The sequence below is a fragment of the Mycobacterium sp. 20KCMC460 genome (assembly GCF_022179425.1).
Taxonomy (GTDB): Bacteria; Actinomycetota; Actinomycetes; order Mycobacteriales; family Mycobacteriaceae; genus Mycobacterium; species Mycobacterium kiyosense.
Genome location: NZ_AP025524.1, coordinates 5,495,137 through 5,512,155 on the forward strand (window position 1 = coordinate 5,495,137; position 17,019 = coordinate 5,512,155).

10 protein-coding genes and 1 pseudogene are annotated in these 17,019 nt (G+C 67.4%); 6 read left to right on the forward strand and 5 right to left on the reverse strand.

Translation table 11 applies throughout. The features are described 5' to 3' along the window. Positions 1-2: 2 nt before the first annotated feature. The 6 genes from MKCMC460_RS25250 to MKCMC460_RS25275 are packed head-to-tail and all read left to right on the forward strand — an operon-like array spanning position 3 to position 8,500. Positions 3-1,508 (forward strand): sugar transferase, encoded by a 1,506-nt coding sequence (locus MKCMC460_RS25250; RefSeq protein WP_264915956.1) that lies wholly within the window; start codon positions 3-5, stop codon positions 1,506-1,508. Further along, entirely contained in the window at positions 1,508-3,010 is a 1,503-nt protein-coding gene (locus MKCMC460_RS25255) for an oligosaccharide flippase family protein (protein WP_238305004.1), read from the forward strand. Before MKCMC460_RS25250 ends, MKCMC460_RS25255 begins: the two co-directional genes overlap by 1 nt. Beyond that, positions 3,007-5,031, forward strand: coding sequence for a glycosyltransferase (locus tag MKCMC460_RS25260; protein WP_238305005.1), 2,025 nt, complete (start codon positions 3,007-3,009; stop codon positions 5,029-5,031). Before MKCMC460_RS25255 ends, MKCMC460_RS25260 begins: the two co-directional genes overlap by 4 nt. A gap of 51 nt (positions 5,032-5,082) precedes the next feature. Then, positions 5,083-6,336 carry a class I SAM-dependent methyltransferase gene (locus tag MKCMC460_RS25265; protein ID WP_236977784.1) on the forward strand — a complete coding sequence of 418 codons (1,254 nt, stop codon included), beginning with the start codon at positions 5,083-5,085 and terminating at the stop codon, positions 6,334-6,336. Continuing rightward, positions 6,333-7,430, forward strand: a complete 1,098-nt coding sequence (locus MKCMC460_RS25270; protein WP_236977785.1) for a methyltransferase domain-containing protein — start codon at positions 6,333-6,335, stop codon at positions 7,428-7,430. The genes MKCMC460_RS25265 and MKCMC460_RS25270 overlap by 4 nt, the downstream gene beginning before the upstream one ends. A gap of 11 nt (positions 7,431-7,441) precedes the next feature. Next, entirely contained in the window at positions 7,442-8,500 is a 1,059-nt protein-coding gene (locus MKCMC460_RS25275; protein ID WP_236984411.1) for a glycosyltransferase, read from the forward strand. A gap of 34 nt (positions 8,501-8,534) precedes the next feature. On the opposite strand, the pseudogene MKCMC460_RS25280 reads toward MKCMC460_RS25275, so the two are convergent. The 5 genes and pseudogenes from MKCMC460_RS25280 to MKCMC460_RS25300 form a co-directional block, all read right to left on the reverse strand. Beyond that, a pseudogene (locus MKCMC460_RS25280) lies at positions 8,535-9,897 on the reverse strand (HNH endonuclease signature motif containing protein). Positions 9,898-10,118: 221 nt separating this feature from the next. Beyond that, entirely contained in the window at positions 10,119-12,071 is a 1,953-nt protein-coding gene (locus MKCMC460_RS25285) for an FkbM family methyltransferase (RefSeq protein WP_236977786.1), read from the reverse strand. Then, entirely contained in the window at positions 12,068-13,549 is a 1,482-nt protein-coding gene (locus MKCMC460_RS25290; RefSeq protein ID WP_370653016.1) for an O-antigen ligase family protein, read from the reverse strand. Before MKCMC460_RS25290 ends, MKCMC460_RS25285 begins: the two co-directional genes overlap by 4 nt. After that, positions 13,546-15,096, reverse strand: coding sequence for a polysaccharide biosynthesis tyrosine autokinase (locus MKCMC460_RS25295; protein ID WP_236977790.1), 1,551 nt, complete (start codon positions 15,094-15,096; stop codon positions 13,546-13,548). The genes MKCMC460_RS25290 and MKCMC460_RS25295 overlap by 4 nt, the downstream gene beginning before the upstream one ends. 194 nt (positions 15,097-15,290) lie before the next feature. Beyond that, complete coding sequence (locus MKCMC460_RS25300) at positions 15,291-17,009, reverse strand: hypothetical protein (protein ID WP_370653018.1); 1,719 nt, start codon at positions 17,007-17,009, stop codon at positions 15,291-15,293. Positions 17,010-17,019: the final 10 nt, after the last annotated feature.

Here is a 17,019-nt window from a genome sequence, read left to right on the forward strand (position 1 = left end):
GCATGACTGCCACCCTGCGGACACAGGCCAGCCTGCCCACCGTCGTCACACTGCCCACCACCAAGGACAAGGTGGGAGGCGTGCCGCGCTGGCAGCAGCAGTATTCGGCGCGGCTGCGGTTCACCGACTCGCTGATCGTCTGCGCGGCAATTGCCCTCGCGCAGTTGGTCCGGTTCGGCGACACACCCAACATGTCGGGCTATCCGGGCCCGGTGATGACAATGTTCTCCTGCTTGTTCGCGCTGCTGTGGCTCACGTCCATCTCGGTGTTCCAGGCCCGTTCGGCCCGCGTCATCGGCGCCGGCATCGACGAATACCGTCGCATCGCCAGCGCGTCGTTCTCGGTGTTCGGCATCATCGCGATGGTCACGCTGCTCGCCAAGATCGACCTGGCCCGTGGGTATCTGGCCGTCGCGCTGCCGGTCGGCACGCTCGGCCTGCTGCTCAGCCGCAACCTGTGGCGCAAATACGTGTGGCGCAAGCGGGCGCAGGGCCACTACCAGACGATGGTGCTGGCAATCGGCGACCGGTCCGGCGTCACGCACTTGGCGCACGAATTGGTCCGCAATCCCAAAGATGGCTATGTCGTTGTCGGCGTGTGCATCCCGGGCTACGGCCCGCATCGCGGCGAGACCATCAAGGTGGGCGGCCAGGAGATCCCGATCCTGGGCGACGAGACCGGCGCCGTCGCCGCCGTCGGCGCCTGCGGAGCCGACACCGTCGCCGTGACCCGTACCGAACATTTCGGTGTGCACGGCATCCGCGACCTGATGTGGCAGCTCGAGACGATGGACGTCGACATGGTGGTTTCCCCGGGTGTGATGGACGTCGCGGGGGCGCGGCTGACGATGCAGCCCATCGCCGGGTTCCCGCTGCTGCACGTCGACAAGCCGCAATACGAAGGGACGCAACGCCTGCAGAAGCGGGCGTTCGACTTCTGCTTCGCCCTGGCAGCGCTGCTGGCAACCGCTCCCATCCTGGTGCTGGCCGCCCTGGCCATCAAGTCGACCAGCAAGGGTCCGGTCTTCTACCGCGCCGAACGCATCGGACTGGACGGTCAACCCTTCACCATGCTGAAGTTCCGCACCATGGTCGACGGCGCGGACAAACAGGTCGAACACCTGCTGCCGTTGAACCAGGGAGCCGGCGGCATGCTGTTCAAGATCCACCAGGACCCACGCGTCACCCCCGTCGGAAAGACGTTGCGCCGCTACAGCATCGATGAACTGCCACAATTCATCAACGTGCTCAAGCAGGACATGAGCGTCGTCGGCCCGCGCCCGCCGCTGCGGCGCGAAGTGGAGAACTACGACGGCCAGGTCAAGCGCCGGCTGCTGGTGAAGCCCGGGGTCACCGGACTGTGGCAGGTCAGTGGACGCTCGGATCTGTCCTGGGAGGACTCGGTCCGACTCGACCTGTCCTACGTCGACAACTGGTCGATGGCCGGCGATCTCGTCATCATCGCCCGGACCCTGCGCGCCGTCCTGGCCAGCGACGGAGCCTACTGATGAAGGGCGGCACCGTGTTCGAGCCGACGAGTCCGGGGGCTCCTCTTGCGGAGCCTGCGCCGCCGGGCACGCCCGACGTGCCACAGGCACGGATCGCCCACGCTTTCTCGATCCAGCTGATCTGCCGGGCACTGGGGATGGTCGCCTCGGTGGTCTCGGTGTCGATCACCGCGCGCTACCTGGGCCCGGGCCGCTACGGGCAGCTGATGGTCGCGGTCGCCTTCATCGGAATGTGGACCGCCATGACCGATCTCGGCATCACCACCGTGATCGTGCGGCGCGTCACGTCCGGCCGCGGCGAGCTGGAGCGACTGGTACGCGTCAACAGCGGCCTCTCCCTGGTGTACTGCATTCCGCTGGCCGTGATCGCGGCCGTCACCGGGTGGCTGATCTACCGCGACGCTGACGTACGGGTGATGCTGGTGGTGTTGTCCGGTCAGCTGCTGATGCTGACGATGCGGACCCGATTCGAACCGGTATTCCTTTCCACAGTACGGTTTTCCGCGGTCGCCATCTCCGACGTGGCCGGCCGGCTGGGCACGCTGGCGATGGTGGCCTGGCTGGTGACCACGCACGCCGACGTGGTGTGGTTCGCGGTCGCCCAGCTCATCCCGCCGGCTCTGGCCCTGGCGATCCAGGGCGCGGCGGCGGCCCGGCACATCTCGCTGCGCCCGGTGTTCTCGGCGGCCGAATCCGTCGACCTGCTCCGGGAAAGCCTGCCGCTGATGGGCGTTGCGGTGATCGGGATCCTGTACTGGCGTGCCGACGGGGTGATCCTGTCGCTGCTCAACACCCACGCCGAGGTAGGCGTTTACGGGCTGGCCTATATCGTCGCGTTCAACACCGAGGCGCTGTCGGTCTTCTTCCAGAAGTCGACGCTGTCGACCGCCACCGGGCTCTACGCCCGTGACGTGGGTGCCTACGTCGCGTTCCTGCGCCGCAGCGTGGAGCTGATGAGCTTCCTCGCCTTTCCGGTGGCCGTGGTGGGCGCGTTGCTGGCCGGGCCGCTGATCGAGCTGTTCGGCGACCATGATTTCGTCGACCGGGGCGCGCCCACGCTGGCGCTGCTGCTGGTCGCCGCCGCGTTGCGGTTCGTCACCGGAACCCTGGGGCAGGGCCTGTTCGCCTGCCACGAACAACGGTTCTTCTTCGGGCTTTTCATTGCAACACTTGTCGTCAACGTGGCGCTGAATCTCGCTCTGGACGGCCGATTCGGGGCGGTGGGGGCCGGCATCTCGCTGGTGTGTACCGAGCTCTTCGGGTTGGGGCTGGCCACCTGGCGGCTGGGTCGGCACTGCGGTTACCGCACGCCGGTGGCGTTCCTGGCCCGGTTGCTGATCCCGACGGCGGCCAGTGTGGTTGTGGTGCTGCTGCTTTCGGCTCAGCACGTGGTGTTCGTCCTCGTCGCGGCCGCAGTCGCATATCTGGGCGTCAACATGACCGCCGGGCCGGTCAACTGGTCGGCGCTGACCGCACTATTCCGCAAAGAGGTGACCACATGACAATCGAACTCGATCGCGCGTATCTCAAACGGCCGTCGCCGGGTTCCGGGCCGACCGAGCTGCCGTCGGACCGGCCGTTGTCGGCGCTGATCGTCACCTACAAAAGCCACGACCTGGTGGAGCAGTGCCTGGCCGGGCTGGCCGAGCACGCCCCGGAATTACCGGTCTACGTCTACGAGAACAGCGGCGAGGGCTATCCGGGTCGCCGGGAGCTGGCCGCCCGGCACCCGAACGTGCACTGGGTGTTGGGCCCGGTGAATCTCGGCTTCGGCGGCGCCTTCAACGCATTGGTGGAGCACACGCCGCCCGACACCGATCTGCTGCTGCTCAACGCCGACACCCGGCTGACCGGGCCGCTCACCCGCACCCGTGCGCTGCTTCGCCAGCCCGGTGTCGCGGCCGTCTCACCGCTGATCCAGGATGCCGGCGCTCCCGGACCGCAGCGGTGGGACATCGCGACCCGCCGCCGCACGCTGACCAGGGCGCTGGTGGCAGCCGCGGGTTACTCGGACCGATTCCGCGGTACCCCGATCTCGCACCTGTACCCGGAGCAGCCCGGCGAATCCCACAGCATCGAAGGCTATCTGGCCGGCATCTGCCTGGCCATCAACCGCGTGGCCTGGAACCAGATCGGCGGGTTCGACGAGGAATTCTTTCTCTACGGCGAGGAAACCGACTGGCAGGAGCGAGCCGCCGCGGCGGGCTGGCGCATCCTGCTGGCCGACGAACTCGACGTCGACCACGGCAACCCGGCCGCCAGCGAGGCCGTCTCCGCACACGGTGCGCAGGTCTCCACCGTCGAACGGTTCCGCAACCGTGACCTGTTGCGCGCCAACATCGCCCTGCTGCTCGAGCGCCAGGACAGCGTGCATCACGCCGATGCCTACCTGGCCGCCACCTCGGTGCTGGACCGGGTGCAGCGCTCCAAACGTGAAGTCCGCAGGGCCGTGCTGAGGGCGACCACCGCCAACCGCACCGGCAAGCCCGTCATCGTCATCACCACCAACCGGCTGGTGTACGGCGGCGCCGAACGCCAAAAAGCTTTGCTGGCGGCAGAACTGGACCGCCGCGGATACCCGGTCACCATCGTCTGCATGCAACGGTTCGGGCCGTTGATCAAGGAGATCCCACACAGTGTGCGGGTGGTGCGCCAACCCTGGTGGGCGCCGATGGTCGACCTGCCTGCCGGCCCGTCGGTGTTGATCAGTGGCGACACCAACACCGAGACGGGTTTTGCGACACTGTGGCGCGCGAGGTCCCGGGACCGGCGCTGGTTGGTGGCCCCGCACGTTCCACCGGAGACCGAAGGGCCGATCTACTCGCGGCCGCTCACCGCCGCGATATGCCGCTCAGACGGATTCATCGTTCTGGCGCAACGGCATTGGGACATGCTGACCCCCCACCATAGGATCAAGGGCCGTCCGTTCGTCGCCCCCAACGGGGTTGAACCCGCCGTTGCCGCCGGGCCGCCGCGCCGGACCGGGCCGGCGGGCGCACCGCCACACCTGGTGATGCTGTCCCGCATCGTCGAACACAAGAACCCCCAACTGCTGATCGAGGCGCTCGACGAGTTGGCGGAAATGCCCTGGCGACTCTCGATTTTCGGAGACGGACCCGACCGCGAACGATTGGAAGCCGGCACACCCGAGGCGCTTCGGAACCGCGTGCAGTGGCGCGGCTGGTCGCCCGGGCCGGGCCCGGCGCTGGCCGATGCCGACCTGCTTTGTGTCCCAAGCCGTTCCGAAGCATTCCCGCTGGTGATCCTGGAAGCCATGTCCCGCGGCGTGCCGGTGGCCGCGTCGGGCATCTGCGCGGTCCCGGAGATGCTGGACTTCGGCAAGGCCGGCTTTGTCGTCGAACCGGTTTCGGTGTCGGCGTGGCGCGACCAACTGGCCGAGATACTGGCCGACCCGGACCGACTGCCGGAAGTGGGCCGGCGTGGTTTAGAGCGGCTGCGCACCCACTACACCGTGGCGGCGATGACCGATGCCTACCTCGACGCGATCGGCGCGGTGATGTGAACGCCCTGAACTCCCAACCAGAACAACGGACTCAGAGAATCGAGGCCTGACATGAAGTGCCGCCTGTGCGACTCGGACCGGATGCTCAGCGTCCTGGACCTAGGTGCGACCCCGCCGTGCGAAAAGATTCTTTCCGCAGCCGAACTCGACCTGCCGGAGCCCACCTACCCGCTGCACCTGCGGCTGTGCGAGGACTGCCTGCTGTTGCAGATCCCGGCACTGATCACCCCGGAAGAGACCTTCACCGAATACGCCTACTACTCGTCGTATTCCGACAGCTGGGTGCAGCACGCCGGGACCTTCGTCGCGCAAGCCGTCGAGCGGCTCGGACTGGGGCCCGACTCCTTCGTGGTGGAGGCCGCCAGCAATGACGGCTATCTGCTGCAGCACGCGGTCGCCAGAGGCATCCCGTGCCTGGGCATCGAGCCGTCGTTGAACGTCGGCGCGGCTGCCGTCGAGCGCGGGGTACCCACGGTGTCGGAGTTCCTGGACCAGGATCTGGCCCGACGAGTGCGTGCCGAACACGGCCCGGCGAATCTGGTGGTGGCCAACAACGTCTACGCCCACATCCCCGACCTGCGCGGGTTCACCCAATCACTGCGTGGGCTGCTCGCCGACGACGGTTGGCTCAGCATAGAAGTGCACCACGCGCTGAACCTGGTGTGCCTGGGCCAGTTCGACACCATCTATCACGAGCACTTTCAGTACTACACGGTGTTCTCGGCACAGAATGCACTCGCCAGCGCCGGCCTGGCCGTCGTCGACGTCGAGATGCTGCCCACCCACGGCGGGTCGATCCGGGTGTGGGCCCGCCCGATCGAAGTCGCCGGGCCGCCCACCGACCGGGTCGCCAAGATTTTACGGATCGAAGAGGCTGCCGGGCTGCACCGTCCCGAGGGCTATCGGCAACTGCGGCAGCATACCGAGCAGATCCGCCACGACCTGTTGCGCTTCCTGCTGGAATGCAAGGCGGAGGGCAAACGGGTGGTCGGCTACGGCGCCCCCGGCAAGGGCAACACGTTGTTGAACTACTGCGGGATCCGCACCGATCTGCTGGAGTACACCGTCGACCGCAATCCGTACAAGCACGGCCATTTCACGCCGGGCACCCGGATCCCGATCCACGCCCCGGACCTGATCGCCCAGGACCGCCCGGACGTGGTGTTGGTGCTGCCGTGGAACCTGGAGACCGAGATCACCGAACAACTCAGCTACGTCACCGAGTGGGGCGGCCAGATCGTCTACCCGCTCCCGAGCCTGCACTGGGCCAGCAATGTGAAACCGCGCAGTGCCGCACTCGCGTGAGAAGCTGTCGAGCATGCGGCGACGCTGACCTGACCCGGGTCCTCGATCTGGGGAATGTGCCTGCGGCCGACCACTTTCCACCGGCCGACCAGCCGGTCGACCCCCAGGAGACGGCGCACGCGCTGGCGATGGACCTGTGCGGTCGCTGCGGACTGGCTCAGCTGGCCGACGACGACACCGTCACCGAAGAGCCCCGAGGTGTCGAGCCGCAGGCCTTGCGCGACCAGGCCGCCGATGCCGTGCAACGGGTCGCCGATCGGGGCTGGTTGCGCGGTCGCACCGTCCGCGAATTCGGCAGCCCGCACGGCGGCACCTGGTTGTCGCTGCTCGCCGAGCGTGGCCTGGCCGAAGCCGAAGTCGCCGATCTGGTGCTGGACTCGTTCGGCGTCATGCACGAGGCCGACCAGCGGGCCGGTTTCGAGCTGCGGGCCAAGGTGACCGCTCCCGACGGGGTGCTGCTGGTGCAGTTCCCGTCGTTGATGGCGATGATCGAGCAAGGCCAGTGGAACTCGTTGCGGCACGGCCACTTCGGCTACTACTCGCTGACCGCCATCGGCAATCTGCTCCGTGCGGCGGGGATGAGCATCGCGACCGCCTGGGAGTTCGACCTCTACGGAGGAACGTTCCTGGTGGCCGCCGTGCACGGCCACCTCGAACCGGACCGGCATGTCGAGGACATCTTGGCGCGCGAGCGCGAGTTCGGTGTGACGCGACCCGAGGTGCTGCGACGCATGCAGCAGGCGGTCGACGCGCATGCTGTGCAACTACGTGAATGGCTTGTCGCACAAGCAGATCAGGGCCACAGGGTGTATGGGTATGCGGCCGGTTCGCGGGTGCCGGCGCTGTTCAGCATCGCGAAGGTGGACCGGCGGCTGGTGCAGGGTGTCGCCGACGGGTCTCCGGCCAAGCAGGGCCGCCGGCTGCCCGGCACCGACATCGCCATCATCTCCCCCGAGCAACTCATCGCCGCCGATCCCGACCGGGTGCTGTTGACGCTCCCCGATCTCTACGGTGAGCTGCAGCGGCAGTACCCGCAGTTCGCCGGACGCTGGTGGGTGGACAACGGGCCGCTGCAGAGTCCGACGTCGTCGTGAATCCACCTCGGGTGCTTTGGCTTTCACCGTGGATGCGGCCGTTGGCCCGCGTTCAGGCCGAGGCGTTGCGGCGCCGCGGTGCTGACGTGCTGCTGGTCACCTCCGATCAGCATCCGGAGTCCGATGCCGCCCGCGCCTACGAGCTGGTGCTCGACCCGCGGTTCCGCTCCGCCGCGACGTGGCCGGCCAGCTTCGCCGCCTGGCGCCGCATCCGCGACTTTCAGCCCGACGTGGTGCTCACCGAGCTGGTGCGCGATCCTCGCTGGATCGCGCTGGCCGGTGGCGTGCCGCGGGTGCAGTTGGTGCACGACGACTGCCCGCATGACGACTCCGAACGGCGGCCCGTCTACGAGGCGGCTGTCTTCGACCGGTGGGGTGCGCGGTCGACGGCGACGGTTGCCTACAGCCGGTATGTGGCGGCCGGGGTGGCCGACCGCCGCGACGTGGCGGGCATGCCGGTGCGGGTGGTGCCGCTGACCAGTGACCTGGACCCGCGGCTGGTCCCCGAGCCGGTGGGCGCCGAGCGGCGTCGCGACTTCGTGATGATCGGCCGGCTCAACCCGTACAAGAACATCGACGTGGTGCTGTCGGCGTGGCAGCGACATGTGGACGGAAGTGGCTGGCGGGGAGACAATCTGGTCTTGATCGGCGACGGGTCGATCGATGCGCGACGGTTGCCGCGCCACACCGAGTGGCGCTCGGGCAGCTACCGCTATGCCGATGTGCTGCCCACGCTGTCCGCGGCCAAGGGCTCGCTGGCCCACTACCGGCGCGCCTCGCAGAGCGGGGTGCAGGTGCTCTCCATGCAATTGGGGGTGATGCCTATCGTCTCCGATCTCGGCGCGCTGCCGGAATACCAGCCTGCCGACTGCCCACCGGTCGACGTCGACGACATAGCTGCTCTGGCAGCCACTTTCGATACGCTCGCCGACCCTGCCACCGCCGCTCGGCACGGCCATGCCGCGGCCCGCCACTACGCGCAGAACTATGCCGTCGACCACGCCGCCGAGCGATTGCTCGAGGTGATCGACCAGGCTCGCCGACCGTGGTGGGCCACCGCCGCTCTCTAGAGAGCGCGCAATGCGCGCCAAGTGTGGCAGCCGGCTACGGCACGTCGTCGTCTTCGTTTGGTGGGTAGCGGCGTTCGGGGTGGTGGAAGGTGTTGATGCGGGGTTGGCCGTGGTCGAGGTGGGTGGGGGGTAGCCATTGGGTGTGGCCGCGGCTGGTGGTGTGGGTGGTCCAGCCTTTGTCGGCGAGGCGGTTGTGGATGCCGCAGGCTAGGGCGAGGTTGGTGATGTGGGTGCTGTGGCAGGTTTGCCAGGCGGTGAGGTGATGGACCTGGCAGTGGTAGGCCGGGGTGGTGCAGCCGGGGCGGGTGCAGCCGCGATCCCGCGCATACAGCATCAGGCGTTGGGCGCGGTTGGCCAGCCGCTTGGTGTGGTAGAGGGCCAGCGGTGTGGCGCCGTCGAACAGGGCGAGGTAGGGGTGCGCGGCGCCCGACCAGCGGATCACATCGGACATCGGCACTAAACTGCCGCCGGCGGTGCGGGCTTTGCCGGTGCCGGCTTCCAATTCGGTCAGGGTGGTGGTGACGATCAGGGTGACCGGCAACCCGTTATGGTGGCCGAGTTTGCCGGAGGCCAGCAGCGCCAGCAGCCCGGCCTGCAGCCCATCGTGCTGACGCTGAGCCGTGGTGCGGGTGTCGCGGCGGACCGCCTCGGCATCGGGCTCGCCCTCGTCGATGTGGGGCAGGTGGTCGTCGGGGTTGGCGATGCCGGGGCGGCCAGTTGGCCCAGGCGGCTTGCAGGGCGGCGCGCAGCGCGGGGGTGATCCAGCCGGTGAGTTTGGACATGCCGTCGGGGTCTTGTTTGCCCAGACTCAGGCCGCGCTTTTTCGCGCGTTCGTCGTCGGAGAATTCCCCGTCGGGGTGCAGGTAGGTCAGTAGTGCGGTGGCGTAGTCGGCGACCTCGTCGGGCCGGGTGGCGGTGGCTTGGTCGGCCAGGTCGGCTTCGGCGTGTTCGCGGGTGCCGGCGTCGATGTCGGCGGGCAGGTGTGTGAAGAAGTCGCGGATTTCCGCCACGTGCTCACTGCCGATGCGGCCGCGGCGTTGGGCGGCGGCGGTGGCTTCCAGCTTCGGGGGCAGCGGCTCCCCCGTCAGCGACATCCGGGGACCGAGGTCGGCGGCGTCGGCGATGCGCCGGCTGGCCTGGGCGCGGGTGATGCGCAGCCGGTCGGCCAGCGTATTGCGCAGGGTGTCGCCCAGCTCCTCTTTGGTGGCGGTGCCCAACTGGTTGAGCAGCTGATGCTGCGGCACCGGCAACCGCCGCGCCACCGTCTCGAGCCGCTCCAGGATCGCCATCCGCTCCGGAGTGGTGAGCACATCAAAGCTCAACTCGCACAACCGCTCGACGGCCGCATCACACGCGTCGAGGACCTCGACTATCTCCGCACGCGTGTTCGCAAGCATGTTCGAATACTATCCCCGCCCGGCGACACCAGCCCGGCCGTCACCCACCCGAAAGCCAGCCTGTAGACCAAAGCCCAACTGTGGACAACCCACGCCGGCGACCCCCCACGGACCGCGTAGAAGAACAAGCGGCACAGCAGATTTCAATCCACCCAAGGTGATATCACCGGCGATATCGCCCCTGGACATCGGGACAACATCGGGACACGACCTCCGAGTCACTAACGGAACCCGGCCACCATTTCCGGTGAGCGCACCGCGCAGAAGTCGTGCACATATCCCTTGGGCATCGCGAAGGGATGGAACTCACCGGAATTCACCATGTCCATCTGGTCCCGCTGCACGTCGAATTCGGCGATCGGCCGCAACCCGGACTCCGCGACGTAGAACAGGTGATACCCGAATTCTTCGATCAGCCCGAAGACCTCGGCGATCGGGAACGACAGATGCCGCTGCTCGATTTCGATCAAAATCGTTGGGCGGCAACGCTGGAACATCTCCGATCCACCGCGCAGCACCGACATCTCGTGCCCCTCGACATCGATCTTGACGAAGTCGACCTGTAAGTCCGGCGCCAACACTTCGTCCAGTCGCAGCAACGGCACGTCGATCGTGCACACCTCTACGCCCTGCCCGTCGAATCCGTGGGACAGACTGCCCTGCGCGGTCACCTGCCGGTTGTGCTGCGCGGGCACCAACAGTTGCGCGGTACCGACCGTATCGGACACCGCGGCCTGACTGAAATGCACATGAGGCAAGGCCTCGTCGAGCTTACGCAGCATCGGCGCATTGTCGGGATGCGGCTCAAAGCTGAACAGCTGCCCGCTTTTTCCGACCCGGCGGGCCAGGTGATAGCTGAACAGACCCCAACTCGCGCCCACATCAAGCACCGTTGACCCACGGGTGGCGAAGTGGTCAGCCACCGACATGGCTGGGTCCTGGCGCAGCCGGCGACGCCACAACGCCTCCGTGGCCGTGGCCATTGCGGTGCGGCCGAACACCCGGCCGACGTTGCGCACCGTTACATATTTCGCGGCCCAGTTCGCAACATCGCTGTGCGACAGGCGTTCTTTCGCTGACAAGTTGCCGCCCTCGGCGGTCGGCACGCACTGGACGTCCGTCCACACCTGATCCAACCGCTCATACCATCGCTGCAGCCCGAAGTCGGCGGCTCGGGCGCGGGCCGCCTGGGCCAGTTCCGCCCGCAAGGTGTCGTCTTTGAGTAATTCCGTTAGCGCAGCGGCGATTTGGGCGGGGTCGCCGGGCTCTATCAGCAGCCCGTTCACCCGGTCGGTGATCGCTTCGCCGATGCTGCCGACCAGTGTCGTCACCGGGGCCAGCCCATAGGCCATCGCCTCCAGCAGTGCCATCGGCAGGCCTTCGTCGTAGCTGGGCAGCACGAAAACATGTGCGCTGCATAGCAATGAGTCTCTGGCCGCCGGATCAAGCCATCCCGCCACGTGAATTGTTTCGGACAATCCCGCCGCCCGCACCGCCGCGCGCACTTCGTCGACCTCGCCGTCGCCGGCCAACGTCAGCTGCAACCGACCGCGTAACGAAGAATCAAGCCTGCCGACCGCGTCGATCAAGTCGTAACTGCCTTTGCGCACGCCTAACCTACCAAGTGAAACCGCATGCACGCGTTCGACATCCGACTGGGCTACCGAGTGTGACGGCATCGCCACCGCATTGTTGAGCACCCAAATCCGATCCGTGGACACCCCCAGCCGAACGGCGTACTCCTCGACGTGACGCGTACCCAGCACCAGCCACCGATCTGCGACCAGCGCCCGTCGCACCAGGCGTTGCACCAGCGCGGGCAGCCGGTCGAACCAGCCGCTGAAGTCATAACTGTGCGCGTGCACCACGGTGGGCACTTTCACCATCCGCGCCGCCGCCAGCGGCAGCGCCTTGCGCACAACGCTGCCGCCGTGCGCCAGGTGGACGTGCAGGATGTCGGCGCGGCCGCGCAGCACCAGCCAAGTGGCGCGCACCATTCCGGACACTCCGACCCAACGCCGGTACCAGAACGAGCCCTCGATGTACGTCGGCACCGGGGTGATGCAAATCCGCGGGTCCGGGTGCGCGGCCATCAGGGTCATCACCGTGGCCATGCCGCCGCGACTGGCCGCCTGTGCGGGCGCCGGGCCGACCACCAGTATCCGTACCGTCATCGGACCGCCTCGGCACCAGCCTCAGCCGGAATCGCTTCGAAATCCTCGTATTCCGGCCGCGGCGCGCGCTGCCGCAAGGTGGCGAAGGCCATCGCGGCACCCAATGCGACACCGAGTGTCATCGAATTGGCCGGGTCTTCGGGCAGCGGATCGATGACGCACATCACCAACAGCCCAACACTTGTGGCCGCGCTGACCTTGGCCGGCACCGACGCGCTGCGTAGCGCCCGCACCAGCGGTGCTAAAGCGAACACCGCAAACCCCAGCATGCCGACCGTACCGGACTTCGCGAGCCACCACAGGTAGAAGTTGTGCGCATAGGTCGTGCCCAGCGTCTGGGTGAACTCGGTTGGGTCATCGCCTCCGAAGGGCAGCTGATAGGCATAACCCAAGCCGTGGCCGAAGACCGGGGCGGCGGCAATCGCCTCGTTGAGATGGCGGTCCTCGGCAAACCTGGCCAGCGTCGAGGGATCCTCGGTGAGCGCGGTACCGGTCGACCTGCCGAGCACCCGATGGCTGAAGCCGGTGATCTGATTGGCCAGCCACACCCCCGCTGTGGAGTCCCCCAGCAGGAACAGCGCCAGCGGGATCGTCACCGCCAGGATGCCGGCGCCGATGAGGGTCAGCCGGGCGGCCCGGCGGACTGCCGACCAGCCCATGCTGGCGAAGAAGGCGACGACGGCGGCGACACCCACCGACAGAATGGTGTTGCGCGAGAAGGCCAATACCGCGATCACCAGTGCCGGCAAGCCCAGCGCGAGATACGCCGACGGCCGCACCCGGCCGGCTATCTGAGCGGCCACCAGCGCGGTCAGCACCGCGATCGCCGGGATGAGGCTGGAGGTGATCACCCGGTTGGCGGCGTCCCCGGTGTCGGCCTGCAGGCTCTCGGTGCGACCGGCCAACCGAATGCCGCCGGAGGAGCCCAGGATGGCCATGCCCGCGGAAAACCACAGGGTGAAGGCCATCGCGTGAATCGACAACATAATGTAGTCGCCGTAGACGATCACCAGCGCGAGGACGAATCCGGCGATCATCTCGAACAGGAAGGTGGACTCTCGCACCACGATCGCAGTGTTGTGGCCGGTCGAAAAACCAACGGCGGCAAAGTAAATGACCATCAGCCCGAACATGCCGGGCAGCAGGTAGTCGGACATGCGCAGCCGCACCACGGGCAGCACGAAGCAGATCGCCAGGATCAGTACCACGTGCGAGGCGTAAATCGACACGGGGCCAATCACTTTGCCTACATGCAAACCTTGTGGCAGCGCCGCGCAGCCCAAAAATAATGCCAGCCCGATCATCAACTCCGGCTTGGCCCAGTACACGATCAGAAAGAACGTCAGCCCGATCAGCAGGATGCCCTGGGTGGTGTTACGCACCGAAAGTGCGCCGTAGAGAAAGCACCCGAATACGAACAGCACCAACACGGCCGCAGCCATCGCCAGGCGATGACGACTCCGCAGATAGACGATCACGCCGGTCCACTGATCTTGGTGCGGTAAGTCCGGGTGGCAGCCCTGGTGTGGCGGGCGATGCGGGCGTCGGTCAACACCGTGCCCACCACGTCGGCGCCGGCCGCACGCAGCGCGGTCAGCGCGTCGGAGAGTTCGTCCTCGGTGGTGCGACCGGCCCGGGCCACCAGCACGGTGGCATCCACCGCGCCGCCGAGTAAGCCGGAGTCGGCCGACGCCAGTACCGGCGGACCGTCGACCACCGTGCGCTCGAACGTTTTCGCCACGTCGGTGAGCACCTTGTCCAGCACCTCGGGCAGGAAGGCGCTGGTGGGCAACGTCTCTCGGCGCACCGCACGGGCCGCAAGTACGAATAACCTCGGAATGGACGTCGGTTTGGTTGCCTCGGTGGCGATGTCGGGGTTGGACAGCACGTTGGACAGACCCTCCCCCGACTCGACCTTCAACAACCCGGCGATCGTCGGCCGCCGCGGGTCGCCCTCGATCAGCAGCACGTCCTCGCCCAGCTCCGCGAAGGCCCGGGACAGGTTGATCGCGGTGGTGGTGGTCCCCTCACCGCCGAACGGCGCCGTCAGCAACACCCGGTTGGCGCCGGGTCCAATCGCCCGCAGCAGCCGTGCGCGCAGGCCCCGCACCGCGTCGTCGAACGAGATGTCGGTGCCGAATCGCGGGGCGTTGCCGCGGTGCCCGGGCAGCTCGGCCAAGGTCGGCAGACCGGTGAGGTTTTCCAGCTTCGCTCGGTCGCGCACCGTGCGGTCGGCGGCCTCGCGGGTCAGCGCCACCCCGGTGCCCAGCAGCAAGCCGGCCACCAAGCCCATCGCCATGTTGCGCACCGGCACGGGCTTGACCGGCTTGTCGGGCACCCCGGGCTGTTCGACGACGGTGGCCCGGGCCATCGGCAGCTGCGACGGCGTCGGTGAGGCCTGCTGCGTCGGCTCCTGCTGTGCGTCCGGTGCCGCCGTCGGTGCTGCCGTGGTGGCCGAAACCGGCGCCGGCACCGACGCCGACGCCGACAGCGAAGGAGTGGTGTCACCGGCCTGGGGCTGGTCGGTGGACGGCGCAGCCGAGGGCGACGGCGTGGGCTGCGGGGTCAGCGGTGCGCCGGGGGCTTTGGGAGCACCCAGCGTGCCGACCATCATGGTGAACTCGTCGGCGACCGCTTTGGCCAGTGCCGCGGCGCGGTTGGGGTCGGTGTCGGTGACGGTGACGGTGAACAGTGTCGACTTCGGCGTGAACGCCACCTTGGTTTCGTTCGCCAGGACGTCGGCGCTGACCGGCAGGTGGAAGTGCTCGACCGCGCGTTCGGCCACGGCATGCCCACCCGCTATCGCCGCGTAGGAGGACAGGCGTTCCTCTGCGGCCTGCGTGCCCTGGTACACCTGCATCAGGTCGGTTTCGCCGGAGAAGGAGAGCAGGACGGTGGCCGAGGACTCGTAGCTCTTGGTCTGGAACGCGGTGATCGCTGCCGCGCCGGCCAGACAGGCCAGGACCGCCCCCACCACGAGCTTCCAATGCAACAGAAGCGTCCGGACGAACGTGCGGAAATCCATCCACTAACCTCTCTGGACGCCCCCGGGGCGGGGCGGCCGGGACCGTGGACGATTTGCATTTCGCAGGTCGCGACGATCCCGGCGTCAAGTGCCGTGGTCAAACCCGGCGGTTTCTAGATACCCATGTTGCCATACTTTTAGTACGCCAACCAAACCTAGAACAGTCTCCAGGTATGCCGAAGCCCGCAGCGGGTCTACACCTGGCCAGGAGTGCTGAGGACGCTGCGGGGCACATCCAGCGTGGCGATCGGATAGAAGCCCGCATCGTCGCGCCCGTCGCGGGCCAACCGCATGGGCGGATAGTTCACCGCGTGCGAGCCGTTCGGCTTGTGCTGCTGCCACTCCACCGCGGCCCGCAGCGTGTAATGGCCCGGCGGTAGTCCTTTGAGTTCGACCCGCACCGTCTCGGCCGCCGACACCGGCGGCGGCGTGTCGCTGCTGCCGCTGCCCGAAGAATCCGGAACCAGGCCCCGCAGGTTCACCGACCCGGGTATCACCCGCACCGTCTGCCCGGTGAAATCCACCACCCGGTACGCCGCCGCCCACTTCTCGGTGGCCGCGGCGGCGCCGTAGTTGGTCCAGTTGACCGAGATCGACGCCGTGTTGTCCTGCAACGACTGCGAACCCGGCCGCGCTTCGACCGAATAGCGGTAGCCGGCGACCGCGTTCGCCTGCGCCCACAGCACATACAGCTTGGGATCCATCGGCGAGGTCGCGTCCTGATCCGGAAAGTTGATACTCGAGGTCATCGACACGTGGTAGCCGATGACGTCGTGCAGTCCTTTCTCGTAGTACTGCTGCGGCGTCATCCCATTCTGCAACTGGCACCACTCGGTGATCACCGGTGCTTTTCCGAGCCGCTCCTTGAGCTTGTCGACCAGTGCGCCCTCGGTCTGCGGATAGTGGCCCGACTCGGCCCAGACGGGCAGCGGTGAGTAGACCCCCAGACAGTCCGAGCGAATACCCACCGGCGCAACCAGCTTCTTGGTCACGTCGTCGGAGAGCAGCTGCCGGGTGATCTCGGGGTTGTTCGGGGTGACCACCAGCTGCGTGTGCGGGAAGGCGGCGACATTGGCCGCGACCAGCTGGGTGATGGACGCCTTGGTGATGTTCTGGTCGCGGTACTGGCTGTAGTAGCCCAGCACGCGTTCGCTGTTGTCGGGATCCGGGCCCGGCACGCCGAGCGTGTCGCGCAGATAGGCGACGTGGTTCTCGCTGAAATCGCCGTAGCCGGAGAACTCGAAAACGCTGAGCCGTTCGTCGTTGTCGTAGCGGCGGCCGAGCGCGGCCAGCAGCTGCCCGAAATCGTTCAGATAGGTGGGGTCGTTGAAATTCGGCACCACCTGCGTGACGCCGGGCGCGGGCGCCTTCGCACCGCCGGAGTAACTGGTGCTGGTGCCGGGCTTGGCGCGTTCCCAGTCCGGGATCTCGATGTTGGTGTTGTCCGGGTAGCTGGGGTTGCAGCAGGAGTTGTAGGCCTGCACCCGCAGCGTCAGCCGCATGTGCCGCTCGGCGAGCTTGGTCAAAGCATCGTCGATGACGCTGAAGTCGAATCTGAGGTCGTCCGGCGCATCCGGCGGCAGGGTGGCGGGATCGGTGGGCTGCAACTGACGCCAGGTGACCCGAAGGCTGGCGTCGTGCGACGCGGGCCAGGCCGGGTAGCGCTGCTGGGCGAGATCGCGCTGCGGAAACAGCGGCTCGAGCAGGTCCTCGTACTGCCCGCGCAGCGGATTGGGTATCTCCTGCGCCGCCGGCGGGATGGCCGGGCTCACCATGGCGTTCAGCGGTCCGGGATCGGTGTGGTGGCGGCTGCACCCGCCGATCATCAGGGCAGTACCCGCGACCAGGACGGTGGCCAGCGCCGTCGCGCAGGCGACAGCGATCAACGTGGGATTTCTGATTGTTCGAACCATTCTCTGCGTT

What these genes read in the sequence shown, in the direction of transcription:
- MKCMC460_RS25260 (WP_238305005.1), top strand. Translation starts at nt 3,007, where the DNA reads ATGACAATCGAACTCGATCGCGCGTATCTCAAACGGCCGTCGCCGGGT.
- MKCMC460_RS25265 (WP_236977784.1), top strand. Translation starts at nt 5,083, where the DNA reads ATGAAGTGCCGCCTGTGCGACTCGGACCGGATGCTCAGCGTCCTGGAC.
- MKCMC460_RS25285 (WP_236977786.1), bottom strand. Translation starts at nt 12,071, where the DNA reads ATGACGGTACGGATACTGGTGGTCGGCCCGGCGCCCGCACAGGCGGCC.
- MKCMC460_RS25250 (WP_264915956.1), top strand. Translation starts at nt 3, where the DNA reads ATGACTGCCACCCTGCGGACACAGGCCAGCCTGCCCACCGTCGTCACA.
- MKCMC460_RS25300 (WP_370653018.1), bottom strand. Translation starts at nt 17,009, where the DNA reads ATGGTTCGAACAATCAGAAATCCCACGTTGATCGCTGTCGCCTGCGCG.
- MKCMC460_RS25255 (WP_238305004.1), top strand. Translation starts at nt 1,508, where the DNA reads ATGAAGGGCGGCACCGTGTTCGAGCCGACGAGTCCGGGGGCTCCTCTT.
- MKCMC460_RS25295 (WP_236977790.1), bottom strand. Translation starts at nt 15,096, where the DNA reads ATGGATTTCCGCACGTTCGTCCGGACGCTTCTGTTGCATTGGAAGCTC.